This window comes from Pantoea sp. S62, assembly GCF_016658625.1.
Lineage (GTDB): Bacteria > Pseudomonadota > Gammaproteobacteria > Enterobacterales > Enterobacteriaceae > Pantoea > Pantoea vagans.
Genome location: NZ_JACVVI010000003.1, coordinates 253,879 through 279,541, shown reverse-complemented (window position 1 = coordinate 279,541; position 25,663 = coordinate 253,879). Strand labels below are relative to the sequence as shown.

The window sequence follows — 25,663 nt, the reverse complement described above, 5'->3', positions numbered from 1 at the left end:
CTTACCGGGATGGAATAGATATGAAATTACAGCAGTTGCGCTATATCGTCGAAGTGGTGAACCATAATCTCAATGTCTCTTCGACAGCGGAAGGTCTCTACACCTCTCAACCCGGCATCAGCAAACAGGTGCGTATGCTGGAAGATGAGCTGGGCGTGCAAATTTTTGCCCGCAGCGGTAAACATCTCACCCAGGTGACGCCTGCAGGCGAAGAGATCATTCGTATAGCGCGTGAAGTTCTCTCCAAAGTGGATGCGATCAAATCTGTCGCCGGCGAGCACACCTGGCCGGATAAAGGCTCGCTTTATGTCGCCACCACACATACCCAGGCACGTTACGCGTTGCCAGGCGTGATCAAAGGATTCATCGAGCGCTATCCGCGCGTCTCTTTGCATATGCATCAGGGTTCACCCACCCAGATCGCCGAAGCGGTTTCCAAGGGCAATGCGGACTTTGCCATAGCCACTGAAGCGCTGCATCTCTATGATGATCTCATCATGCTGCCGTGCTACCACTGGAACCGCGCGATTGTCGTCACGGCGGATCATCCGCTGGCCGGAAAAGGGCAGGTGAGCATCGAAGAACTGGCTGAATATCCGCTGGTGACTTACACCTTTGGCTTTACCGGACGCTCAGAACTCGACACGGCCTTTAATCGGGCAGGATTAACACCCCGCATTGTCTTCACCGCGACTGATGCTGACGTCATCAAAACCTATGTCCGTTTAGGTCTGGGCGTGGGGGTTATTGCCAGTATGGCGGTTGACCCGGTGGCCGATCCTGACCTGATTCGTATTGAAGCCGCCGATATCTTTACCAACAGTACCACCAAGATTGGCTTCCGCCGCAGCACCTTCCTGCGCAGCTATATGTATGATTTTATCCAGCGTTTTGCGCCACACCTGACTCGCGACGTGGTGGATACCGCCGTGGCGCTGCGCTCAAACGAAGACATTGAGGCGATGTTTAAGGACATTAAGCTGCCATTTAAATAGCATTGATGCTCTCCACGACAACATAAGGTTGCCTGGTGCAGCCTTTTTTGTTGCCAGGCTTTAGCGCCAAATGAGAATCAAAAGTTTTTATGATTTTTTTGTAAATGAAACATTGATCACATGTTTTCCGGTTGGGCTTTCTTAAATGCGAAATACAACACACTTTTAACTATGTCACTTTGCGACTCGCCAGGATTATTCCCATACTCCAGTTAAGAGCTGATGTGTGAAGCCAGTAAACATAAGGTTCTTTAGATGGGTCTTTAGTTTTAAATGGATCTGTTTTTAAATTAACTCAAATTTATTAGCTGACTGTTTAATTAAATATTCGTTCAGGAGTTAATGATTTCTTACGTTACCGAAGCCTATTGATTAATACCGTTAATCGTTTTACTCAATAAAAATAACTGGATTTTTGGCCTTAACGCGTTTAGGATTCCTCCTAAATCTTAATCGATGTTATCAATCATTTTGTTGAGAGTGATTATCAAAAACTATGAATACACGACTGACTGTACAACCGGGTTTCCCGGCAAAAAGCACCAAGGTTGAGCGTACTGGTAACACCCGTCGCAATGCCTGGTTAACCGTATTCGCTGCCTCTGCGCTGTTCTGGGTGGTTGTAGCGTTAATGATTTGGCGTATCTGGGGCTAAAGCCATGTGGGCACATACACTCAGTCATAAACGTTCTTTGACCACGGGTCAGCACAAGCCAGTATCCTGCAAAGGAAAAGAAGCCCTTGCAAAGGACGAAAAAGTGTCTATCCCCGAGTCATGGGATTTGAGTGATAACCAGCGACTGTTTATTGAGTCGTTTCTGGAACCTAAAAACAAATAACGTTGTAAGACCATCTATTCGTCACTGCTCTTTTATAACCGGAGTTTCCGGTGGGCTTTTAAATGCCCCTTTCCACATCCTGTAAGATCAAAGGGTGTCGCCGATTGACAGGCGACCGCAAAAACTTTTACGCTCGATTCCGGCGAAGGAGTGAACCAAATGAATATTATTAAAATGTCCTGGCTTAGCGCGTATGCTTTCTCCTTTGCGTTCTGGTCTGCGGCGGTGTGGATAACGCTATAATTTGAATTAAATCACCTCTTTCTGATGCCTCGTGTTTTCACGGGGCATTTTCGTTTTCGGCGATTGTAGCAATTTGTGTTGTAATCAAAACGTTAACGAATTTGTGGTCTATCTTTAACATAAACCTTTGTCTCACTAAGGTTTAAGACCATGAACGAAAAAGGAGGAGCTATGTCGTCTACCCTACGCGAGCTGAGTCAGGAAATACTGCAGGTCGACACCAACAAATATCACATCTTCAGTCTTCCCCGTGCGGCTCAACATCTCGGCAACATCGATAGCCTGCCCAAATCTCTTAAAGTTCTGCTGGAAAACTTACTGCGCTGGCAGGATGGCGACTCTGTCACCACAGTGGACATCCAGGCGTTGGTTGACTGGCAGAAAGATGCTCACGCCGACCGTGAAATCGCCTACCGGCCAGCCCGCGTATTAATGCAGGACTTCACCGGCGTGCCGGCCGTGGTCGACCTGGCGGCCATGCGCGAAGCGGTGAATCGTCTGGGCGGCGATGTCGCCAAAGTGAATCCGCTGTCGCCTGTCGATCTGGTTATCGACCATTCGGTCACCGTGGACCATTTTGGTGATGATGACGCTTTTGAAGAGAACGTCCGGCTGGAGATGGAGCGTAACCATGAGCGTTACGTTTTCCTTCGCTGGGGTCAGAAAGCGTTTGATAAATTCCGCGTCGTACCGCCGGGAACCGGCATCTGCCATCAGGTCAACCTGGAATATCTTGGCAAGGCGATCTGGCATGAAACCCTCAATGGTGAAGAGTATGCCTGGCCCGACACGCTGGTCGGTACCGATTCACACACCACCATGATCAACGCGCTCGGCGTGCTGGGATGGGGAGTAGGGGGCATCGAAGCTGAAGCAGCCATGCTGGGTCAGCCTGTCTCCATGCTGATCCCGGATGTGGTTGGTTTTAAACTTACCGGCAAACTGCGCGCAGGCATTACCGCAACCGACCTCGTTCTGACCGTCACTCAGATGCTGCGTAAGCATGGCGTCGTCGGCAAATTCGTTGAGTTTTACGGTGACGGCCTGGCCGACCTGCCGCTGGCCGACCGCGCGACCATCGCCAACATGGCACCGGAGTATGGCGCCACCTGCGGATTCTTCCCGGTCGACGATGTCACGCTGAGCTACATGACGCTGACCGGACGTGATGCCGATCAGGTCGCCTTAGTAGAAGCCTATGCTAAAGCGCAGGGTCTGTGGCGCAATCCCGGCGATGAGCCGCGTTTCACCAGTACCCTGGCACTGGATATGAACGAGGTGGAGTCGAGCCTGGCCGGACCAAAACGTCCGCAGGACAGGGTGTCGCTGGGCGATGTGCCCGCCGCGTTTGATGCCAGCAACGAGCTGGAAGTGAATCAGGCGCAAAAACCGCACAAAAATGTTGAGTATACCGACAGCGACACTGGCCTGACTCACACACTGACCGATGGCGCGGTGGTGATCAGTGCGATTACCTCCTGTACCAACACCTCTAACCCAAGCGTACTGATGGCGGCCGGTTTACTGGCGAAGAAAGCGGTAGAGCGTGGTCTGAAACGTCAGCCGTGGGTCAAAGCCTCGCTGGCACCCGGTTCCAAAGTGGTTTCCGATTATCTGGCCGTCGCGCAGCTGACCTCGTATCTCGACGAGCTGGGCTTTAACCTGGTGGGCTATGGCTGCACCACCTGTATCGGTAACTCCGGTCCGCTGAAAGATGAGATTGAGTCTGCGATCAAAGCGGGCGATCTCACGGTCGGTGCCGTTTTATCCGGCAACCGCAACTTTGAAGGCCGTATTCATCCGCTGATTAAAACCAACTGGCTGGCTTCGCCGCCGCTGGTGGTGGCTTACGCGCTGGCGGGTAACATGAAGATCAACCTGCAGACGGAGCCGCTGGGCCACGACAGGCAGGGCCAGCCGGTCTATCTGAAAGATATCTGGCCGTCGCCGGAAGAGATAGCCACAGCCGTGCAGCAGGTCACCAGTGATATGTTCCACAAAGAGTACGCCGAAGTCTTCGATGGCACGCCAGAGTGGCAGGCGATCAGGGTCAGTGAAGCGGCAACGTACGACTGGGATGAAGGTTCGACCTACATCCGCCTGTCGCCGTTCTTTGATGATATGGAGAAAGAACCTAAGCCGGTGCAGGATATTCGCGGTGCGCGGGTGCTCGCATTACTGGGCGATTCTGTCACCACGGACCATATCTCGCCAGCGGGCAGCATTAAAGCGGAAAGTCCCGCCGGACGCTATCTGCTGTCACACGGCGTTGAGCGCAACGACTTTAACTCTTATGGGTCGCGTCGCGGTAATCATGAAGTGATGATGCGCGGCACGTTCGCCAATATTCGTATCCGCAATGAGATGGTGCCAGGCGTGGAGGGCGGCTATACCCGACACTATCCGAGTGGCGAACAGCTGGCCATCTACGATGCGGCGATGAAATATCAGGCGGAAGGCGTGCCGCTGGCGGTCATTGCAGGTAAGGAGTACGGCTCTGGCTCGAGCCGCGACTGGGCTGCTAAAGGGCCACGTCTGCAGGGGGTAAGGGTCGTCATTGCCGAATCGTTTGAGCGTATTCACCGCTCTAACCTGATTGGGATGGGCATTCTGCCTCTGGAGTTCCCGCAGGGCGTGACCCGCAAAACTCTGGGGCTGACCGGTGAAGAGCGCATTGACGTGGAAGATCTTCAGGCACTGACGCCAGGCTGCAGCGTGAAAGTCACGCTGACCCGTGCTGACGGCAGTAAAGAAGAGCTGGACACCCGTTGTCGCATCGATACCGGTAATGAGCTGACCTATTACCGCAACGACGGCATCCTGCACTACGTCATCCGCAACATGCTGGACTGACAAAAAAGCCGGGTATAACCCGGCTTTTTCATTTATGACTTCGGTAGCAGATGCCCCATCTTTTCCGCTTTCGTATCCAGATAGTGCGCATTCTTCGGATTACGTCCCACGACCAGCGGCACACGTTCAACAATGTTGATCCCGGCTTCGCTGAGGATCTCCACTTTGCGCGGATTGTTGGTCAGAAGACGCACTTCATTCACGCCCAGCAGTTTGAACATATCTGCGCACAGGGTGAAGTCGCGCTCATCGGCGGCAAAGCCAAGCTGATGATTCGCTTCTACGGTGTCATAACCTTTATCCTGTAACGCATAGGCGCGGATCTTATTCAGCAGACCAATGTTACGGCCTTCCTGACGGTGATAGAGCAGCGCGCCGCGACCTTCTTCTGCGATGGCATTGAGCGCGGCTTCCAGCTGAAAACCACAGTCGCAACGCAGGCTGAAGAGTGCATCGCCGGTCAGGCATTCGGAGTGAACGCGCGCCAGTACCGGCTCGTTGTCATTAATATCGCCAAAGACCAGTGCAACATGGTCATGTCCGGTTGCCAATTCTTCAAAACCAACCATCAGGAAATCTCCCCATGGCGTGGGCAGTTTGGCTTCTGCCACCCGTTTAAGCTGCATGTGACTCTCCAGAACCTTCAGAGGATGCACTATCATCATGATAGCGCACAGGCCAGTGTGGCCTGACAAACGTGCAATATTGTGCCACAACCCGTAAGCGGGCTGGTAATCTCTGAGACCAATTGCAGTGATAAAGCACAATTATCCAATCGGCAACGGTTATGTTATTCTTTTTTAAGCTAAAGTTATGCAAATGTTGCCATTTGACACCAGGATAAGGGAAGAGGATGTTTAAGATTTCGCGTCGTACCACCTTCGGAATGCTGCTATTGCTCATCATGCCGGTTGCCGTCTGGCTTACCGGCTGGCGCTGGCAGCCAGGTGAAAGCAATGCGCTGCTGAAAGGTCTCTTCTGGATGACGGAAACCGTCACCAATCCGTGGGGTATTGTCACCAGTGTGCTGCTGAGCGCCTGGATGCTCTGGTGCCTGCGCTTTCGCCTGAAGCCAGCCATCCTGCTGCTGCTGATCATGAACGCCACTATTCTGGCGGGACAATACACCAAATCCTTTATCAAAGAGCAGATTCAGGAGCCGCGTCCCTATGTGATCTGGCTGGAGCAGCATCACGGGCTGGATGAGAAAACGTTCTACGAGCTGAAGCGTAAACAGCGTGGTGAGATGGTGACGTCACTGATTGCCGATGAAACGCAGATTCCGGGCTGGCTGAAACGACACTGGGCGTTTGAAACCGGCTTTGCTTTTCCGTCGGGGCATACCATGTTTGCCGCCAGCTGGGCACTGCTGGCACTGGGACTGCTCTGGCCGCGTAGGCATTATAAAACTGTGGTGGTGATTTTCCTGTGGGCGACGGGCGTGATGGCGAGCCGCCTGCTGCTGGGCATGCACTGGCCACGCGATCTGGCGATGGCAACCGTGCTCTCCTGGTTGCTGGTCACCGTTGCGACCTGGCTGGCACAGCGCTTCTGCGGCCCGCTGACGCTACCGCCGGAAGAGCAAAAAGAGGTGGCACAGCGGGAGCCCTGATTGTAATTCACCCTTAAGACCCCATATTATTAGTCGGGCCTGCGCAAAAGCGACTCGCCCGATGCTGCTGGGAGCAGCATTTATGCTGGATTTTTGGCATAATTCTACCCGATAACCTCACAACAGGATGCACTGTGAAATATTTGCTGATTTTTTTAGTGGTACTGGTCATCTTTATCATTTCCGTCACCTTAGGCGCGCATAACGATCAGGTCATTACTTTTAACTATCTGCTGGCGCAGGGTGAGTTCAGCATCTCGACCTTACTGGCATCACTGTTTGGCGCAGGTTTTGTGCTTGGCTGGGTCATCTGCGGGCTGTTCTGGTTACGAACCCGTGTTTCACTGGCCAATGCCAACCGGAAAATTAAGCGTATGCAGACGCAAATTGAGCAGAGCACCGCCCTGGCGACCACGCCATCTTCTCCGGCTGGCCGGGAATAATCCTCAATGCATGAATTGCTGTTTCTGTTACTGCCGGTTGCGGCTGCCTATGGCTGGTATATGGGACGCCGCAGCGCGCATCAGGATAAGCAACAGGAAGCCAACCGGCTGTCACGTGAATATGTGGCGGGCGTCAATTTCCTGCTCTCAAATCAGCAGGACAAAGCCGTTGATCTGTTTCTCGACATGCTTAAAGAGGACAGCGGCACGGTAGAGGCACATCTGACGCTGGGTAACCTGTTCCGATCGCGCGGAGAAGTTGACCGCGCTATCCGTATCCATCAGGCATTAATGGAAAGTGCTTCCCTGAGCTACGAGCAGCGTCTGCTTGCCGTTCAGCAGCTGGGTCGCGACTATATGGCGGCGGGCTTATATGACCGCGCAGAAGATATGTTTAAGCAGCTCACCGATGAAACGGATTTTCGTATCGGCGCGCTGCAGCAATTGTTACTGATCCACCAGGCCATCAGTGACTGGCAACAGGCGATCGAGGTTGCAGAACGCCTGGTTAAGCTCGGCAAAGAGAAGCAGAAAGGCGAAATTGCTCACTTCTACTGTGAACTGGCGTTACAGGCGATGAGCAGCGACGATCTGGATCGTGCGATGAGCCTGCTGAAGAAAGGGGAGGCGGCCGACCGCAACAGCGCACGCATCTCCATTATGATGGGCCGTATTCTGATGGAAAAAGAAGACTACGCCAGAGCGGTGGGTCATCTGCAGCGCGTGCTGGATCAGGATAAAGAGCTGGTGAGTGAAACATTGGGCATGCTGGAGACCTGTTTCCAGCGTCTCAATCAGCCTGATGCCTGGGCAGACTTTCTGCAGCGCTGTGTGGAACAGAACACCGGCGCGGCAGCGGAACTTTATCTTTCAGACATCCTTGAACAGCAGCAGGGCGCTGAAGCGGCACAAAATTACATCAGTCGTCAGCTTGAGCGCCATCCGACGATGCGTGTCTTCCATCGCCTGATGGATTTAAATCTGCGTGAAGCCGAAGATGGCCGGGCCAAAGAGAGTCTGATGGTGCTGCGCGACATGGTGGGTGAACAGATTCGCACCAAGCCACGCTATCGCTGTCAGAAGTGTGGTTTTACCGCACATGCACTTTACTGGCACTGTCCATCCTGCCGGACGTGGTCTTCAGTGAAGCCCATCCGTGGTCTCGACGGCCAGTAAAGCGGCCGTTATAACTGAATTAACATCACCTCATAATAGTTACAACATACTATATAGGCAACAGTCAACAGGCTTCGGGAAAGGTGCATTTATTGCCGGGCAGAGGGGCAATGGCGATTGTGATGGCCAGACACCGCAGGTAGAATGCTTGCCGTTTGTCAATCGCGCCTGCGGGTGCTCACTGCAGAGGAAATGCCATGCCTTCACCCCACAACGTGACCGCTTCGCCGATTCTGGTAGCGCTGGATTATCATGACCTCGACAGCGCATTGCGTTTTGTCGACCAGATCGATCCCCGCAGTTGCCGCCTGAAAGTGGGCAAAGAGATGTTTACGCTGTTTGGTCCCGCGCTGGTTAACACTCTGCAGCAGCGCGGCTTTGAGCTGTTCCTCGATCTTAAATTCCATGATATTCCTAACACTACCGCGCATGCCGTGGCTGCCGCAGCGGATCTTGGCGTCTGGATGGTCAATGTGCATGCCAGCGGCGGGGCGCGGATGATGAATGCGGCGCGTGAGGCGCTGCTTCCCTTTGGTAAAGATGCGCCCCTGCTGATTGCGGTGACCGTACTGACCAGCATGGATGTCGACGATCTCAGAGAGCTGGGCATTACGCTTTCCCCTGCCGAACAGGCAGAGCGACTGGCGAAGCTGACCCAGTCGTGCGGACTGGATGGTGTGGTCTGTTCTGCACATGAAGCGGTCCGCTTCAAACAGGCGCTGGGTCAGGAGTTTGCGCTGGTCACGCCGGGGATTCGTCCGGCAGGCAGCGATGCCGGCGATCAGCGTCGTATCATGACACCGCAGCAGGCGAAGCTGGCGGGCGTAGACTATATGGTTATCGGGCGTCCGATTACGCAGTCCGCCGATCCCGCCGCCGCCCTGCAGGCGATCCTGGACAGTCTGGAGACACAATAATGGCGAATGACAATCCACTGGTTTACTCAACCGACAGCGGGCGCATCACGCAGCCTGAGCCAAAAGCGGAACGGCCAAAAGGGGATGGTGTTGTGCGGATCCAGCGTCAGACCAGCGGACGCAAGGGCAAAGGCGTCAGCCTGATCACCGGCATCGACCTGGATGATGCGGCTCTGACGCTGCTGGCAGCTGAACTGAAAAAGAAGTGTGGCTGTGGCGGTTCGGTAAAAGAGGGCGTTATTGAGATTCAGGGCGATAAACGCGATTTACTGAAAACGCTGCTGGAAGCCAAAGGGATGAAGGTCAAACTGGCGGGTGGCTGAATAAAAAATCGGGCTACCAGAGTAGCCCGATTGTCATGCAGATGCTTAGCGTAGCCGATTATTCTTTTAATAAGGTCCTTAGTGGACCTGATGACCGATAATACCACCGACAGCGGCGCCGCCGACTGTGCCGAGTGCGCTACCATTGGTCAATACTGAACCACCAATTGCGCCCGCGCCCGCGCCAATCGCGGTGTTGCGGTCACGTTTAGACCAGTTAGAACAGCCACTCAGTGCAACAGCTAACGTGGTCGCCAGTACAACGGCAGTGATTCGTTTCATTGTTGTTGTCATACACTTCTCCTTTGATGTGCTCACAGAGGCAACACTCTTAGTATAGCTCCGATATTTCCTCAGCCCGCTTGTGTCGCATCATTGCCGCATCCGTTACGGCATCGAAATGTGATCACCATGGACAAACCGTTTGTAGCGGGTGAGGCGCAATGCCGGACCCGACAGGTCCACGCATTGCCTGAGAAGATTCTAAGCATTCTGGATAAATTCCGAAGATAGAAAACTCTTAAATCACCACACATTTTTCGATTCACAGCCATTCCTTCTGCGTTTATAGCCATTTGCTCCATAACCCTTTGGCGTCTGACTCCGCAAAATTCAGGGACGATTGTCAGCAGGAGAAAAGGCATGCTGGAACACCTTAAACAACAGGTTCTGGAAGCGAATCTGGATTTACCCAAATATAACCTGGTGACCTTCACCTGGGGCAATGTCAGTGCGGTTGATCGCGAACAGGGCTTGCTGGTGATTAAACCGTCTGGCGTAAGCTATGACGTGATGAAGCGCGACGACATGGTGGTGGTCGATCTGGCGACTGGTGAGGTGGCAGAAGGGGATAAACGACCCTCATCGGACACGGCGACACACCGGGCGCTCTATCTTGCCTGGCCTGAGGTAGGCGGTATTGTCCATACTCACTCGCGGCATGCCACTATCTGGGCACAGGCCGGACGCCCCATTCCGGCCTGGGGAACCACCCACGCTGATGATTTCTATGGCGAGATCCCCTGTACTCGCGCCATGCGTAATGAAGAGATTCAGCACGACTATGAGTGGAATACCGGCCAGGTGATCATCGAGACCTTCACGCAGCGTGAATTGTCACCCTCGGCGATCCCGGCGGTACTGGTCAACTCCCATGGCCCCTTTGCCTGGGGGAAAGATGCCCACGCCGCCGTGCACAGCGCGGTTGTGCTGGAAGAGGTAGCATATATGGGTCTGTTCAGCCAGCAGCTGACCGCTAACCTCCCGCCTATCAATCAGACGCTGCTTGACCTGCACTATCTGCGAAAGCATGGCGAGAATGCCTGGTATGGCCAGAAATAACAGGCGGGACGCAATAGCGTCCCGTTTTTTTGGTCTCTTTTGAGACTGGTATGGCGATCCGCATCATAGTTAATAAAACAACCTAACAACAAAAATAAAACAGTGTTTCATTTAATCGAATCGATCACTGTTTTGATTACCTCAAGTCACTATTTTGCCTGCATCGCCTTCGGGCACCTCCAGCACCACCCTCTGGCATAGCAAAGGTGACATTTATATGCACATCAAACGGGCAATAGATAAAATTCCGGGCGGCATGATGCTCGTACCGCTGTTTATCGGCGCACTCTGCCATACGTTCTCACCAGGGGCCGGGAAATATTTCGGTTCTTTCACCAACGGTCTGATGACCGGCACCGTGCCCATCCTGGCCGTCTGGTTCTTTTGTATGGGGGCGTCGATAAAACTCAGCGCCACCGGAACGGTACTGCGTAAATCAGGCACGCTGGTGCTTACCAAAATTGCCGTGGCATGGGTGGTAGCGGCGATCGCCTCGCGGGTGATGCCGGAAAATGGCGTAGAAGTGGGGATGTTTGCCGGCTTATCGACGCTGGCGCTGGTCGCCGCGATGGATATGACCAATGGCGGTCTTTATGCCTCCATCATGCAACAGTACGGTTCGAAAGAGGAAGCGGGCGCCTTTGTATTGATGTCGCTGGAGTCCGGGCCATTGATGACCATGGTGATTCTGGGCACCGCCGGCATCGCCTCATTCGAGCCGCACGTGTTTGTCGGCGCTGTCCTGCCGTTTGTGGTCGGATTTGCATTAGGGAATCTTGATCCGGAGTTGCGCGACTTCTTCGGAAAAGCGGTACATACGCTGATTCCCTTCTTCGCTTTTGCCCTGGGTAACACCATTAACCTTGGGGTGATTGCGGAAACCGGTCTGCTGGGCATCATGCTGGGCATAGCCGTCATCATCATTACCGGCATCCCGCTTATTCTGGCCGATCGGCTGATTGGCGGGGGCGATGGCACGGCTGGCGTGGCTGCATCCAGTACGGCAGGCGCGGCGGTGGCCACACCGGTGCTGATTGCCGAAATGCTGCCGCAGTTTAAACCGGTTGCCCCGGCAGCCACGGCGCTGGTTGCCACGTCCGTGATTGTGACCTCTGTGCTGGTGCCCATCATCACCGCCATCTATTCAAAACGTCTTAAGCGTCTTCATGTTGCCGTCGGGCAGCGTGCCGCTATTAAGTAACCCGCCTAATCAATCCCCGACGCGCCAGTCGGGGATCACTCTGGATTTTGTGTTGTAAATCAATCTCTCATTTGGTCTGGCCTCACTCTGCATTACGCTGATGTGGCGTATTTAACGCATCAAAATATAAACAGAGGATGAGACAATGACAGTTATTAACCAAGCAACGTGCAGATTATTTACCGAAGTCGGCAACACCACGCAGTTAGTCGCCTATTACGAAGAAGGGCGTCGTACCATGTGGATGATGCTGCGCGCTCAGCCCCGTCCGAGCTTCAACCACGAACTGATTGAGGAGATCATGAACCTGAGCTATGCCGCTCAGCGCTCCGGTCTGCCAATCGATTTCTGGGTCACCGGCTCACTGGTGCCGCAGATGTTCAACGCCGGTGGCGATCTGCGCTTCTTCGTCGAGTGCATTCGCAACAACCGCCGTGAGGCGCTGCGGGCCTATGCCCGTGCCTGTGTGGACTGCATCCACTCAGCAGCACGCGGTTTCGACACCGGCGCGGTGACGCTGGCGATGATTGAAGGCAGTGCGCTGGGCGGTGGATTTGAAGCGGCGCTGGCGCATCACTTCATTCTGGCGCAGAACAACGCGCGGATGGGCTTCCCGGAAATTGCCTTTAACCTGTTTCCTGGCATGGGTGGCTACTCGCTGGTGGCGCGTCGTTCCGGCATGAAGCTGGCAGAAGAGTTAATCTGTGAAGGGGAGTCCCATAGCGCGGAGTGGTATGAGACGCGCGGACTGGTGGATAAAGTCTTCCAGCCTGGCGACAGCTACCGCGCCACACGCACCTTTATTGATACGTTACGGCCTAAGCTCAATGGCGTGCGGGCGATGCTGAAAGCGCGTCAGCGCGTGCTGCAACTGTCACGCGCTGAGCTGATGGATATTACTGAGGATTGGGTTGATTATGCTTTCACTATCGAACCCAAAGATATTGCTTATATGGAACGCCTGGTACAGTTACAAAACCGCCACAGCGCATCACTGCGTAAAGCGGGTTAATCTTAACCAGCGTTAAACGCGGGCAGGATGCTTAGCCAGCCAATGCCCAAATTGTTCCGCGGGCATTGGTTTTGCGTAATAGTAACCCTGACGCCCATCGACACCACTTTTGAGGACAAACTTCTCTTCATCCGGGGTCTCAATACCCTCAGCAATGACCTGCAAATCGAGCGCCTTGGCGACGGCGACGATAGCGCGCACCAGCGATTGTGAAACCGGCTGCTTGTTAATATCGCGGATAAAGCTCTGGTCGAGTTTGATGGCATTGATTGGCACGCGTGCCAGTTGAGAAAGCGAGGAGTAACCGGTGCCAAAGTCATCCAGGTGCACCTGTGCGCCCAGTTCCTGAAACTGCTTCATCAGCTTCAGCGCTTCAGTTTCATTCTCAATCAGGCAGCTTTCGGTCAGCTCTATATCGATGGGGCAGTCGGTGATATTAGCCTCGTGCAGCGCCTGTTTCAGGTCAGTGTAGATGCTCTGATCAATCAGCTGACGGGCCGAAACGTTGACGGCGACGCGCAGAAAAATGCCCTGCTCACGCCAGGCGATAATCTGCTTCAGCACGTTGAGCATGACCCAGCGTCCCAGCGGCACAATCAGCCCTGACTCTTCAGCATAGGGAATAAAGTCAGCGGGCGAGACCAGACCACGCTCTGGTGAGTTCCAGCGCACCAGTGCTTCAGCGCTGCGGACCTGGCCGTCGCTGTCGATTTTTGGCTGATAGTGCACCAGCAGATGATCCAGTTCCAGCGCCTTGCGCAGGTTAGTATCCAGCCACAGATACTCAAAGACCCGCTGGTTCATCTCTGCCGCAAACACGCAGAACTTGCCGCGCCCGTTCTCTTTGGCGTGATACATCGCGGTGTCTGCGTTGCGAATCAGGCTCTCGCGGTCGTCGCCATGCAGCGGCGCAAAAGCGATGCCAATTGAACAGCCGCTGTAAACTTCGATTAGCCCGATACGGAAAGGCTGACGCAGCCGCTCAAGAATGCGGGAAGACATCGCTTCCAGTGCAGCCTGACTGGTGTGCTCAGCCAGCACCACAAATTCGTCGCCACCCAGACGGCCCAGGGTCTGGTCTTTACCCAGACAGCTGAGGATGGCCAGTGAAACTGCCTGCAGTAACTGATCGCCGAACATATGACCGTAGGCGTCGTTCACTTTTTTAAAATTATCGAGGTCGAGATAAACCACGCCGGTCTCATCCCCCTCGGATCGCTCCAGCGCCAGGCTAATCTGTTGATGAATGGCGTTGCGATTGGGTAAACCGGTCACCGTGTCGGTGTTTGCCAGCACCCGCAGGCGTTCCTGGGCGCGTCGCTCCTCGGTGATGTCTGTGCCAGAACAGATGAGGAAAATTTCATTTTTGCCACTGCCGCTGTGAACAAACTTATTACGAAACAGAAACAGTCGCTGACCTTTTTTGGTTTTGACCCAGCGCTCAACCTCATAAGAGTTACCGTCACGGAAGAAGCCCGCAATGTTGCGTCGTGACTGTGAGGCTTCCTGTTTGGTCATAAAAAGCTGAAAGACGTTACGGCCAATAACCTCGTGCTCATTCAGGCCGGTATATTCTTCACTCAGGCGGTTAAAACGCTGAATATTGCCGCGCTGATCGAGGATTACAATCACCGAATTAGCTTCAGAAACCACCTGTTCAGCGAACGACAGCCCCAGGGTTAAATCGCGGGCAACTGCAGATGTATCGCCCCAGGCGGAGGCGGTGCCGGCCCATGAAGCCTGATTCACTTTACGTCCGACAAAATGCATCGGTACATCAATGCCCTGAAGGGTCATAGTCAGATTGATGCTTGAGGTGATGACCGGCATCGCGCGGATCATTGCGGCCTGGCCGGGGGTCAGCGGCAGGGCGATATTGGTTTGTGATGACTCATCTTCGGCAAAATGCAACGCATCGCTGTCCGCGGTCAGACGCCAATGAGGGCTGGTTGTACCAAAAAGAGTGTACAACAACGTTTGCCCGTGTTCATCGGTCATGGAAACTTCCTCCGGGAAGTGCTCTGCAGGCGTTATCTCATTATTTTAGCAACAGTATTCATCATCTGACGCCAGCACAAGATGCAAACCAAATATATTTTTCCATCCAGATAAGAATGGCACAAAAAAGCCCCGGCGGTGCGGGGCTGTAGCGTGCGGTCAGCAGGGACATTTACCCAGTTTACCCGCCTGGCTTGGGAAGCGGGCGTCCAGGCAGTAACGATGGAAATCGCGCTCATTCATCGGCGGCTGGTCGGGATGATGCAGACGCATATGCTGCAGATATTTTTGATAATCCTGGACCCCGACCATTAAGCGGAAGCACTGTTGCAGACCGCGCCAGAATCCTCGCCAGCTGAGGGCCTGCGGCATCGGCGAAGCCGTCAGGTGGCAGCGGATAATCTGCCACTCACCCTGCGGACGATGGCCCTGATGAATGGCATCAGACATGACGCACCGCCTTGTTGCGCAGTGCCACCGGCGTCTCGCTGGTGGTCGGCACTGCACTGTTCAGCGCGCGACGAATCACAAAGAACGCGGCGACCAGCATCGTGACTGCCACCAGCATAAAGAAAGCGCACAGCGCCGCATTAATCTGATTGCTGAACACGATGGTCTGCATATCCGCCACGCTTTTTGCCGGCGCAATAATCACGCCTTCATCCAGCCCTTTGCGGAACTTATTCGCCTGGGCCAGGAAACCGATGGACGGTTTTTCGTGGAAAATTTTCTGCCAGCCCGCGGTCATCGAAGTGATAAACAGCCAGACGGTGGGCAGAATAGTCACCCAGGCGTAGCGCTGCTTTTTCATTTTGAACAGCACGACGGTGCCAAGAATCAGCGCCATCGACGCCAGCATCTGGTTGCCGATACCAAACAGTGGCCATAGGGTGTTGATGCCACCCAGTGGATCGACCACGCCCTGATAGACAAAGAAGCCCCAGCCCGCGACTGCGACGCTGGTGCCCGCCATGTTACCCAGCCAGGAACGGTTGTTCGCCAGAGAAGGCACCACGGTGCCTACCAGATCCTGCACCATAAAACGGCAGGCGCGGGTACCCGCATCGACAGCGGTCAGGATAAACAGCGCTTCGAACAGAATGGCGAAGTGATACCAGAACGCCATCATCGCCCGGCTGTTAAAGATCTCGGTAATGATGTGAGCCATACCTACGGCGAAAGTGGGCGCGCCGCCTGCGCGGGAGAGAATCGAGCCTTCACCCACGTCACGGGCGATGCCGTTCAGCATTTCTGGCGTCACGACAAAGCCCCAGCCGTTGATCACCTGTGACGCGCTTTCAACGGTGGTACCAATCAGCGCAGCGGGTGAGTTCATGGCAAAGTAGACGCCCGGATCCAGCACCGAGGCACAAATCAGCGCCATGATTGCCACAAACGACTCCATCAGCATGGCGCCATAGCCAATAAAGCGGATATGACTTTCCCGCTCCACCAGTTTTGGCGTGGTGCCGCTGGAAACCAGCGCATGGAAGCCGGAGATCGCGCCGCAGGCGATGGTAATAAACAGGAAAGGGAACATCGCACCGGAGAAGACCGGACCGGTGCCGTCGATAAATTTGGTCACCGCTGGCATTTTCATCTCCGGCATCGCAAAAACGATGCCCACCGCCAGCCCGACAATCACGCCGATTTTAAGAAAGGTCGAAAGGTAGTCGCGCGGTGCCAGCAGCAGCCAGACCGGCAGCACCGAAGCAATAAAGCCGTAAATCACCAGAACCCAGGTCAGCGAGGTGCCTTTCAGGGTAAAGAAGGGGCCCCAGTAGGGATGCTGTGCCACGTCACCGCCATAAATAATCGCCGCCATCATCAGCACAAAGCCAATCAGTGACACTTCGGCAATTTTACCGGGCCGGATAAAGCGCATGTAAACGCCCATAAACAGCGCAATGGGAATAGTGGCCGCGATGGTAAACAGGCCCCACGGACTGTTCGCCAGCGCCTTCACGACAACCAGCGCCAGCGCCGACAGGATAATGATCATCACGCCCAGCGCGCCGAGCATCGTCACCACACCGGCAAAGGCCCCCAGCTCCTGCCGCGCCATCTCGCCCAGTGAGCGGCCGTCACGGCGGGTGGAGATAAACAGGATCAGGAAATCCTGTACCGCGCCCGCCAGCATCACGCCGACCAGAATCCAGATGGTGCCCGGCAGAAAGCCCATCTGCGCCGCCAGAATCGGGCCGACCAGCGGACCGGCACCGGCAATAGCCGCAAAGTGATGACCAAACAGCACCCATTTATTGGTCGGGACATAATCGAGTCCGTCGCTCAGCCGCTCGGCAGGAGTCATCCGGCGATCATCCAGTTCGAAGATATTGCGGGCGATAAACAGGCTGTAGAAGCGATACGCGATGCTGTAACAGGCGACAGCGGCTATCACCAGCCAGACTGCGTTGACGTGTTCGCCGCGGCTGAGGGCCAGCATGGCGAAAGCGCCTGCGCCGATTAACGCCACCACTAACCAGATGACACTGGTTTTGACGTTTTTCATGACTAACTCCTTGTAGGGACCGAGGGAAGACGATCGAAAACAACGAGTTAAACTTAATGTAATGGAATGTAAGTGAAAGTTAATCAGTGGAGAAGTGTGAAGCGGGGTACAAATTTAACGTTTTTGTAACGCGGACGGGGCGGGAACAGGCGGGATAACCGAAGTTATCCCGCCAGATTTATCGCTTAAACACGCCGTGTTCAGACGGCAGGACGGGCCACAACGCTGCGGGTTTCCATACGGACTTCGGCGATGGTCACATCAATTACGTCAGTTACGCGGTAAACCACTTCACCTTTAATCTGTACGCTGCCATTTTCCTGGCTGAGAACCAGCTCATCACGCACGGCGTGAATGAAGGGTGCCGGGATAAAGGCGACGGCGCCAAACTCGACCAGGCGAACGCGCATACCGCCGCGCGACACATCGATAATCTCAGCGCTGAAGCGACGGTCGGTGCCCGCAAACGGGGCCAGATAACGGGCGTAGAGCCAGTCGCCGACATCACGTTCCGCCATCCGGTTCAGGCGACGGCGTTCACTCATCGTCACCGTTACGGCATCATCCGGGCGGGCAATCTGCTCACCGCGAATAATCGCTTTCAGCAGACGATGGTTGATCATGTCGCCGAACTTACGAATCGGTGAGGTCCAGGTGGCGTACGCCTCCAGACCGAGGCCAAAGTGCGGGCCTGGCTCGGTGCTGATCTCCGCGAAGGTCTGGAAACGACGGATGCGGCTGTCGAGGAACTGGGTTGGCTGGGCATCAAGCTCACGACGCAGCACGCGGAAACCGTCCAGCGTGGTGATCGCCTGTGCATCCACGGTAATACCGTGATTGGCCAGCACGGCGGCGGCCTGCTCAGCATTGGTCGCATCGAAACCGGCATGGACGTTATAGATACCAAAGCCAAGACGGTCACGCAGCACTTTCGCCGCGCAGACGTTCGCCAGAATCATCGACTCTTCAACGATGCGGTTAGCGATACGGCGAGGTTCAGCCACGATCTCCAGCACTTCGCCTTTTTCACCCAGCAGGAAGCGGTAGTCCGGGCGATCCTTAAACACCAGCGCGTGGGTCTGACGCCATTCGCTGCGCGCCAGGCACAGACGGTGCAGTAGACGAATCTGTTCCGCAATCGCCTCACTCTCCGGCTGCCAGCTGCCGCTGTTTTCCAGCCAGTCTGAGACGTCGTCGTAGGCCAGCTTGGCTTTGGACTCAATCCAGGCCGCAAAGAACTCGACGTCATCACTTAAGGTGCCATCGGCGGCCACCGTGACGCGGCAGGCCAGCGCCGGACGGCGCACATTCGGACGCAGCGAGCAGACATCATCAGAGAGTTCGCGCGGCAGCATCGGGATGTTGAAGCCCGGCAGATAGTTGGTAAACGCGCGCTGCGCCGCCAGCTTATCAAGCTGGCTGCCTTCCGGCACGTAGGCGGTCGGATCGGCGATAGCGATAGTCAGACGCAGGGCGCCATCATCCTGCGCTTCCACATAGAGCGCATCATCCATATCCTGGGTGCTGGCACTGTCAATGGTGACGAAATCCAGCGCGGTCAGATCCTCACGCGTCAGATTTTCATCCAGCATCTCGCCAAAGCTGATGTCAGGCGCTTCACGCTCAAGGTTATGACGCGACAGCGTCACCCACCACGGCGCCAGATGGTCATCAGCTTTGACAATAAAATCGGTAAGTTCGGCATAAAAGCCGCGGTCGCCCTTCAGGGGATGGCGACGCATTTCCGCCACGGCCCAGTCACCATTTTCAAATGCATGGCTGACATCGCGCGCAGGGCGACACTGAATGGCATCTTTCAGCAGGGGATGATCCGGCACAATCGACAGGCGATCGTCTTTTTTCTGCACCCGGCCAACAAAGCGGCTCAGGAACGGTTCAATCAGGGTTTCCGGCTCAGCGCTTTCGCGATCTTTATCGCTGTGGATCACGGCGGTGATACGATCGCCATGCATGACTTTCTTCATCTGCGGTGGCGGAATGAAGTAACTTTTTTGCGCATCGACTTCCAGAAAGCCGAAGCCTTTTTCGGTGCCTTTAACGACGCCTTCAGCACGAGGCGTTTGCGAATGGAGCTTCTCTTTCAGCTGCGCGAGCAGCGGGTTATCCTGGAACATAATTTTTACGTTTCGTTGGCTGATTGCGGCTGACAGTTTTACGCGAATCGACGCCGCGCGGCAAGGCAAAAAGCCGGACGAACCGGCTTTTCAGGGAGTGACGAAGGGGCTATCAGGCGATGCGCTGATCGGCCAGTGCCTCAGAGAGTTCCAGCTTCACCGGCACCGATTTAGAGGTCGGTGTACCGCTGTCATCGCCAAAGCTGTTCAGCGGCACCAGCGGGTTGGTTTCCGGATAATAAGCCGCCAGGTTACCGCGCGGAATATTGTAGGGAACCAGTTTGAAGCCGCTAACGCGACGGGTGATGCCATCATTCCACAGCGTTTCGATATCAACATTCTGGCCTTCGGTGAAGCCCAGGTCTGCCATATCGTCCGGGTTGATGAACACCACTTCACGCTGACCAAACACGCCACGGTAACGGTCATCAAGGCCGTAAATAGTGGTGTTGTACTGGTCATGGGAACGCAGCGTCTGCAGCGTAAATGGCACGTCCTGATCCAGCGTCGGGAACAGCGAGGACGGTAGCGCCGACGCGTTGAACTCCGCTTTCTGGCTTGGCGTATTAAAGCGCAACTCTGCTGCTGCGTTGCCCAGATAGAAACCACCCGGGATATCGCATTTGGCGTTGAAGTCGGCAAAGCCCGGAATCGTCGCGGCAATGTGCTCACGGATCAGGTTGTAATCACCCGCCAGCTCGCGCCATTTCACTTTCTCTTCACCCAGCACGGCCTGGGCGATACCCGCAACAATCGAAGTTTCTGAACGCTGTGTTTCCGCCAGCGGAATACCGATACCTTCAGAGGCGTGGACCATGCTGAAAGAGTCTTCCACGGTAATGAACTGATTGCCGGTTGCCTGGGTATCGCGCTCGGTGCGACCCAGCGTTGGCAGAATCAGCCCTTCGTGACCCGGCACCAGATGGCTGCGGTTCAGTTTGGTGCTGATATGCACGGTCAGACCACAGCGTGACAGCGCCTCTTCGGTGCGCGGTGAATCGGGCGCAGCCGCAGCCAGGTTGCCACCCAGCGCGATCAGCACTTTGACTTCATCACGCAGCATCGCGTTCAGCGCTTCAACGGTGTTGTGGCCTGGGGCACGCGGTGGCTCGAAACCAAAATGATTACCCAGCGCATCCAGGAAGGCTTTGGCCGGTTTCTCATCGATACCCATGGTGCGGTTGCCCTGCACATTACTGTGACCGCGAACCGGGCAGAGGCCTGCGCCTTTTTTGCCCAGCTGGCCAAACAGCAGTTGCAGGTTGGTGATCTCGCGAACCGTATCAACCGAATGCTTATGCTGAGTGATGCCCATTGCCCAGGTACAGATCACGCGGTCAGCGCTCTGGTAGATGGCAGCCGCTTCACGGATCTGCGCCTGAGTCAGGCCAGACTGCGCCACAATCTGCATCCAGCTGGTGTTATCCACCGCGTCGAGATAGGCCTCAATGCCGTTGGTTTTGGCATTAATAAAGGTCTGATCAAAAAGGCCACTTTCACCGGCGGCCAGACGCGCACGATGGGTCTCCAGCAGGGATTTCACCATGCCGCGCACTGCCGCCATGTCACCGCCCAGGTTTGGCTGGTAATAGGAGGAGCTGATGTTGCCGGCTTTCGACGTCACCACTTCCAGCGGTTTCTGCGGATCGGCAAAACGTTCCAGACCGCGCTCGCGCAGGGTATTGAAGGTGACGATCTTCGCGCCGTGATCGGCAGCGTGACGCAGGCTGTGCAGCATACGCGGATGGTTGGTGCCAGGGTTCTGCCCGAAGACAAAAATGGCATCAGCGTGATCGAAATCATCCAGGCGAATAGTACCTTTGCCGACACCAATGCTGCGCTTCAGACCGGTGCCGCTGGCTTCGTGGCACATGTTGGAGCAGTCAGGGAAGTTGTTGGTGCCCATCAGGCGGCCAAACAGCTGATAAAGCCAGGAGGCTTCATTGCTGGCGCGACCGGATGTGTAAAGCTCCATCTGGTCCGGATGGTCCATCGCCTTGATGTGCTGCGCGATCAGTGCAAAGGCATCATCCCAGCTGATCGGCTCGTAGTGGTCGGTTTCCGCGTTGTAGCGTAGTGGATGGGTCAGACGCCCCTGATACTCCAGGAAGTAGTCACTCTGGGTATAAAGCGTTGTCACACTGTGCTTAGCGAAAAAATCGCTGTCGACCATGCGGCGTGTCGCTTCCCAGGTCACCGCTTTGGCGCCGTTTTCGCAGAAGCTGAAGGTACTTTTATTGTCATCACCCCAGGCGCAGCCCGGACAGTCAAAACCGCGTGCTTTGTTCATGCGCATCAGATTGCGCATATTTTTCAGGGCCGCTTTGCTGTCAAGAACGAAACGCGTGGTGGCTTCCAGTGAACCCCAGCCGCCCGCAGCCGCGCGGTAGGGTTTGATTTGGCGTTTAAATTTCATATTGAGTGCAGGCTTTTTATAGTAGGAATTATTGTTTGGTGTTTGTTATCAGGTTATAGCCTGATGGTGAAACAAAGTCTGCAGATATCCTCATACCTTGTCTAATTGATTGACTTAATGGTGCGATAGCTGGCGTTTATCGTGCATCGGCCAGAATTGTGATGGTGGTCAGATTTTACCCGCCTTTAACCGGCTGATAACGGGAGTTCTCCCCACAACAGGCTAATACTTGCTGTTCACTATCAGAGAGGGCGCGACTCCATGAAACAGCTGACCAGCCAGATCCATGCGTTTGGCAAAGCGTTGATGATGCCAATCTCGGTCATCGCTGCCGCGGGTATTTTCCTCGGGCTGGCGGCGGCGATGCAGAACCCGGCGGTGACCGGCGAGGCCTTTGCGCAGATGCAGGTGCCGCAGTTAATCATTGGATTTATCCGCAAGGTCGCCGGGGCGCTGTTTGCCAACCTGCCGGTCTTCTTTGCAGTGGCGAGCGCCATCGGACTGGCGAAAGCGGAAAAACCTACCGCCGCCTTTGCCGCGGTGATTGGCTATATCGTGATGAACGTGGGTATCAGCGCCACGCTGGCGGCGAAAGGGATCACCGCAGCCACTACTACACCCGCCGCGCTGCAGCAGGCGGGGATGGATCAGACCACCGCCATGATGACCTCGGCGGAGTACATCAACATGCTGGGCGTCTTCACCTACAACATGAGTGTGCTGGGCGGGGTAATTGCCGGTCTGATCACGGTGGCGCTGCACAATCGTTTCTATACCCAGCAGCTGCCAACCGCGATCAGCTTCTTTGGCGGACGGCGTTTTGTGCCGATCGTGACCGTGGTCTGTCTGCCGCTGATTGGGGTGTTGCTGGCGCTGGTCTGGCCCACCATCGGGCAGGGTATCGCCTGGATTGGCCAGATGATTGGCAAAAGCGGCCAGTATGGCGCGTTTCTGCTGGGGGCCTTTGAACGCATCCTGATCCCTACCGGCCTGCATCATATCCTCAACGAAACCGTGCGCTTCACGCCAATTGGCGGCATGGCGGTGGTCGATGGTCAGACGGTGGTCGGTGCGCTGAACATTTTCAATGCCTCGCTGACCCATCCGGGATCAATACCCGATGAGACGCTGCGCACCGCCACGCAGTTTCTGGCACAGGGCAAGATTCCGGTGATGATGTTTGGTCTGCCTGCTGCGGCGCTGGCGATCTATCACACCGCGCGGCCCGAACATAAGCAACGGGTCAAAGCGCTGGTAATGGCGGGCGCGCTGACCTCATTTACCACCGGGATTACCGAGCCGCTGGAGTTCTGTTTTATCTTTGTTTCGCCGGTGCTCTACCTGCTGCATGCTTTTCTGACCGGCCTGTCGTTTATGCTGATGTCGATGCTGCATCTGATGATCGGCAACGTGCAGGGCGGCGTTATCGACCTGGTTGTATTCGGCATGCTGGGCGGCGCGAAAACCCACTGGTGGTGGACGCTGGCGCTGGGCGTCATCTATGCGCCGATCTACTACTATGCTTTCCGGCTGGTGATTACCCGGATGCATGTCGAAACGCCGGGCCGGGAGTCAGAGGAGGAGAAACCGCAACAGGTTGCTGCGGATGAGCGGACGCAGGTGATTATCAGCGGACTGGGCGGGCCGGCCAATATCGAGGATGTCGATTGCTGCTTTACCCGTTTGCGGGTACGGGTCAAAGAGATGAATCAGGTGGTCGATCAGACGCTGATGAGCACCGGTGCTAACGGGGTTAATCGCGTCAGCGAGCATGACATTCAGGTGATCTACGGTCCTCAGGTCGAAAAGATCGCTAACGAAGTGAAAATGGCGCTAGGCGTTGCGTAGCAGCAGGCTGTTTCAGGTTTATCATCCGGTCAGACGCCCGGTTGCTCCGGGCGGTTAGCGCCTGTTGACTGGGGGAGGTTGAACACTACCGTCCCGCTTATTGTAACTAAAAAAAGCCGACCCCTAATGCACCGTCCCTTTTTGCCGATATAGCGACTAACCCTGTTTATTATCGGAATGTTGCAATGTCGTTAAAAAAATCCTCACTCATCATCTTTTCCTTCCTGCTGGCGTTGTTTCTTACCAGCGTGGCGATCAGTACCTGGCTGCTGATTCAGAGCAATCACTCCCTGAACGCGGTCAACAAAGAGATCCGCGTGGTGCTCTCGGTCATTGACCCGATCAACCACAGCCGTACGCTGCGTGTCCGCCTGATGGAGTATATGAAGGAGATTGAGGGCAGTGATGCCAGCAATCCCGCCACGCTGGACAGCGTGCGGACGGTGGCGGGTAAAGCCGATGCCGCCTTCCAGGCCTATATGAATGCGCCGCGTCTGCCGGGCGAAGAGGCGGAGGCAGATGCCTACAGCCAGGCTTATCAGGCCTATCGTCAGCAGGGGTTGCAGCCGCTGATTGAGGCAGCAGAGGCGCACGATCAGGTGCGTTTTAAAAATCAGATCCCGACCGTGGTTCGTCTGGATCGTCAGTATGAAATTATTCTGGACCGTGTTCTGGCCCAGCACGAAACCTACGCCAAAAAGCTCAACAGCGACGCACAGAGTCACTTCACTTCTGGTATTACGTTGCTGGGTCTGTTTGGCGTGCTGTTTTTCGGCATCATCATCGCCATTTACATCTTCATGAAGCGCTATGTCCTTTCGCCAATCAATGAAGCGCAGGAGCACTGCAAGCTGATTGCGGCGGGCGTGCTGGATGCCACCGTGCCGGTGAAACTGGGTTCACGCAGTGAAATTCAGATGCTGATGGGTTCGCTGGAGCAGATGCGCAGCGCGCTGACCGCCATTATTCTTCAGGTGCGTGATTCAACCCGCTCAGTTTCTACTGCCTCGCAAGAAATTGCGGCGGGCAACATCGATCTCGCCTCGCGCACTGAACAGCAGGCCGCTGCGCTGACGGAAACCGCAGCCAGCATGGAGCAGCTGGGCGCAACGGTGAAACAGAACACTGAAAACGTGTTTGAAGCCTGCCGTCTGACCAGTGAAGCGGTGAAAAACGCCGAAAGCGGCGAAAAAGTCTCGCAGGAAGTGGTGACATCGATGGCGCTGATTAACGCCAGCTCGAAGAAGATTGAAGAGATCACTACCGTTATCGACAGCATCGCTTTCCAGACTAACATTCTGGCGCTGAACGCAGCCGTCGAAGCCGCCCGTGCGGGTGAGCAGGGACGTGGTTTTGCGGTCGTCGCAGGAGAAGTGCGTAACCTGGCCCAGCGCAGCGCCACCGCAGCCAAAGAGATTGAAGGACTGATTGCAGAATCGGTCTCCATCATCCACGCCGGTTCCGATCAGGTCAGCCGGACCGGCGAGGCGATGAGTGCCATTATCTCATCGGTCAGCCGCGTGAATCTGCTGATGGAGCATATCTCTACCGCGTCTGATGAACAGAGTCGCGGCATCGGTCAGATCGAGCAGGCGGTTACCGAGATGGACAGCGTGACCCAGCAGAACTCGGCGCTGGTGCAAGAGTCTGCGGCGGCATCGGCCTCACTGGAAGAGCAGGTGCAGTACCTGACGCAGTCGGTCTCGACTTTCCGTCTGGCAAACAGCTAATCGGTTTCCCGCACGGCGTCCAGGCCGCGCGGGATCCTGAATGATGCGGTGATGCGCATCGTGAGGCAG

The 25,663-nt window shown here is 55.3% G+C and carries 20 protein-coding genes; 13 read left to right on the top strand and 7 right to left on the bottom strand.

Annotation, left to right across the window (positions count from 1 at the left end; all coding sequences use genetic code 11):
- The first annotated feature begins 20 nt into the window (after nt 1–20).
- The 3 genes from cysB to acnA all read left to right on the top strand — a co-directional run bounded on the left by cysB (nt 21) and on the right by acnA (nt 4,930).
- On the top strand, nt 21–995 hold the full coding sequence (gene cysB, locus IBT54_RS06390; protein ID WP_013358012.1) for an HTH-type transcriptional regulator CysB: 975 nt from the start codon (nt 21–23) through the stop codon (nt 993–995).
- 496 nt (nt 996–1,491) lie between these two features.
- Nucleotides 1,492–1,650, top strand: coding sequence for a YmiA family putative membrane protein (locus IBT54_RS06385; protein WP_003853864.1), 159 nt, complete (start codon nt 1,492–1,494; stop codon nt 1,648–1,650).
- A 598-nt stretch (nt 1,651–2,248) separates the two neighbouring features.
- Nucleotides 2,249–4,930: an aconitate hydratase AcnA gene (gene acnA, locus IBT54_RS06380; protein WP_201251840.1), complete on the top strand. Its 2,682-nt coding sequence runs from the start codon at nt 2,249–2,251 to the stop codon at nt 4,928–4,930.
- Nucleotides 4,931–4,962: 32 nt separating this feature from the next.
- Here acnA and ribA read toward each other — a convergent pair whose 3' ends face one another.
- The gene (gene ribA / locus IBT54_RS06375) at nt 4,963–5,556 is read right to left on the bottom strand and encodes a GTP cyclohydrolase II (protein WP_010244482.1); all 594 of its coding nucleotides are present in this window, start codon (nt 5,554–5,556) and stop codon (nt 4,963–4,965) included.
- Nucleotides 5,557–5,783: 227 nt separating this feature from the next.
- On the opposite strand from ribA, the gene pgpB reads away from it, so the two are divergent.
- From pgpB to yciH, 5 genes are all read left to right on the top strand, one after another.
- Nucleotides 5,784–6,542, top strand: a complete 759-nt coding sequence (gene pgpB / locus IBT54_RS06370) for a phosphatidylglycerophosphatase B (protein ID WP_013358010.1) — start codon at nt 5,784–5,786, stop codon at nt 6,540–6,542.
- A gap of 134 nt (nt 6,543–6,676) precedes the next feature.
- Nucleotides 6,677–6,985, top strand: coding sequence for a LapA family protein (locus IBT54_RS06365; RefSeq protein WP_013358009.1), 309 nt, complete (start codon nt 6,677–6,679; stop codon nt 6,983–6,985).
- Between the two features lie 6 nt (nt 6,986–6,991).
- Nucleotides 6,992–8,161, top strand: coding sequence for a lipopolysaccharide assembly protein LapB (gene lapB, locus IBT54_RS06360; RefSeq protein WP_201251839.1), 1,170 nt, complete (start codon nt 6,992–6,994; stop codon nt 8,159–8,161).
- A 197-nt stretch (nt 8,162–8,358) separates the two neighbouring features.
- Nucleotides 8,359–9,078 (top strand): orotidine-5'-phosphate decarboxylase, encoded by a 720-nt coding sequence (gene pyrF / locus IBT54_RS06355; RefSeq protein WP_201251838.1) that lies wholly within the window; start codon nt 8,359–8,361, stop codon nt 9,076–9,078.
- A complete protein-coding gene (yciH, locus tag IBT54_RS06350; RefSeq protein WP_201251837.1) occupies nt 9,078–9,401 on the top strand; it encodes a stress response translation initiation inhibitor YciH in 324 nt (107 codons plus the stop codon). Before pyrF ends, yciH begins: the two co-directional genes overlap by 1 nt.
- Before the next feature lie 78 nt (nt 9,402–9,479).
- Here yciH and osmB read toward each other — a convergent pair whose 3' ends face one another.
- Complete coding sequence (gene osmB, locus IBT54_RS06345; RefSeq protein WP_003853848.1) at nt 9,480–9,695, bottom strand: osmotically-inducible lipoprotein OsmB; 216 nt, start codon at nt 9,693–9,695, stop codon at nt 9,480–9,482.
- A gap of 348 nt (nt 9,696–10,043) precedes the next feature.
- Between osmB and araD the strand changes: the two genes are divergently transcribed.
- The 3 genes from araD (at nt 10,044) to IBT54_RS06330 (ending at nt 12,955) form a co-directional block, all read left to right on the top strand.
- Nucleotides 10,044–10,742, top strand: coding sequence for an L-ribulose-5-phosphate 4-epimerase (gene araD / locus IBT54_RS06340; RefSeq protein ID WP_033783235.1), 699 nt, complete (start codon nt 10,044–10,046; stop codon nt 10,740–10,742).
- Between the two features lie 217 nt (nt 10,743–10,959).
- Complete coding sequence (gene kdgT / locus IBT54_RS06335; RefSeq protein ID WP_013358004.1) at nt 10,960–11,943, top strand: 2-keto-3-deoxygluconate transporter; 984 nt, start codon at nt 10,960–10,962, stop codon at nt 11,941–11,943.
- A 145-nt stretch (nt 11,944–12,088) separates the two neighbouring features.
- Nucleotides 12,089–12,955 carry a crotonase/enoyl-CoA hydratase family protein gene (locus IBT54_RS06330; protein WP_003853843.1) on the top strand — a complete coding sequence of 289 codons (867 nt, stop codon included), beginning with the start codon at nt 12,089–12,091 and terminating at the stop codon, nt 12,953–12,955.
- A 12-nt stretch (nt 12,956–12,967) separates the two neighbouring features.
- Here the strand turns inward: IBT54_RS06330 and pdeR are convergent, their stop codons facing one another.
- The 5 genes from pdeR to IBT54_RS06305 form a co-directional block, all read right to left on the bottom strand.
- The gene (pdeR, locus tag IBT54_RS06325) at nt 12,968–14,953 is read right to left on the bottom strand and encodes a cyclic di-GMP phosphodiesterase (RefSeq protein ID WP_013358003.1); all 1,986 of its coding nucleotides are present in this window, start codon (nt 14,951–14,953) and stop codon (nt 12,968–12,970) included.
- Nucleotides 14,954–15,112: 159 nt separating this feature from the next.
- The gene (locus IBT54_RS06320; protein ID WP_013358002.1) at nt 15,113–15,403 is read right to left on the bottom strand and encodes a YbdD/YjiX family protein; all 291 of its coding nucleotides are present in this window, start codon (nt 15,401–15,403) and stop codon (nt 15,113–15,115) included.
- On the bottom strand, nt 15,396–17,465 hold the full coding sequence (locus IBT54_RS06315) for a carbon starvation CstA family protein (RefSeq protein ID WP_201251836.1): 2,070 nt from the start codon (nt 17,463–17,465) through the stop codon (nt 15,396–15,398). The genes IBT54_RS06320 and IBT54_RS06315 overlap by 8 nt, the downstream gene beginning before the upstream one ends.
- Before the next feature lie 200 nt (nt 17,466–17,665).
- Complete coding sequence (locus tag IBT54_RS06310; RefSeq protein ID WP_201251835.1) at nt 17,666–19,600, bottom strand: exoribonuclease II; 1,935 nt, start codon at nt 19,598–19,600, stop codon at nt 17,666–17,668.
- Nucleotides 19,601–19,712: 112 nt separating this feature from the next.
- Entirely contained in the window at nt 19,713–22,016 is a 2,304-nt protein-coding gene (locus IBT54_RS06305; protein ID WP_201251834.1) for an FdhF/YdeP family oxidoreductase, read from the bottom strand.
- Between the two features lie 261 nt (nt 22,017–22,277).
- Here IBT54_RS06305 and IBT54_RS06300 point away from each other — a divergent pair, with 261 nt between their 5' ends.
- Together IBT54_RS06300 and IBT54_RS06295 are read left to right on the top strand one after the other, a co-directional pair.
- A complete protein-coding gene (locus IBT54_RS06300) occupies nt 22,278–23,864 on the top strand; it encodes a PTS transporter subunit EIIC (protein ID WP_201251833.1) in 1,587 nt (528 codons plus the stop codon).
- Nucleotides 23,865–24,049: 185 nt separating this feature from the next.
- Nucleotides 24,050–25,594: a methyl-accepting chemotaxis protein gene (locus IBT54_RS06295; RefSeq protein WP_201251832.1), complete on the top strand. Its 1,545-nt coding sequence runs from the start codon at nt 24,050–24,052 to the stop codon at nt 25,592–25,594.
- Nucleotides 25,595–25,663: the final 69 nt, after the last annotated feature.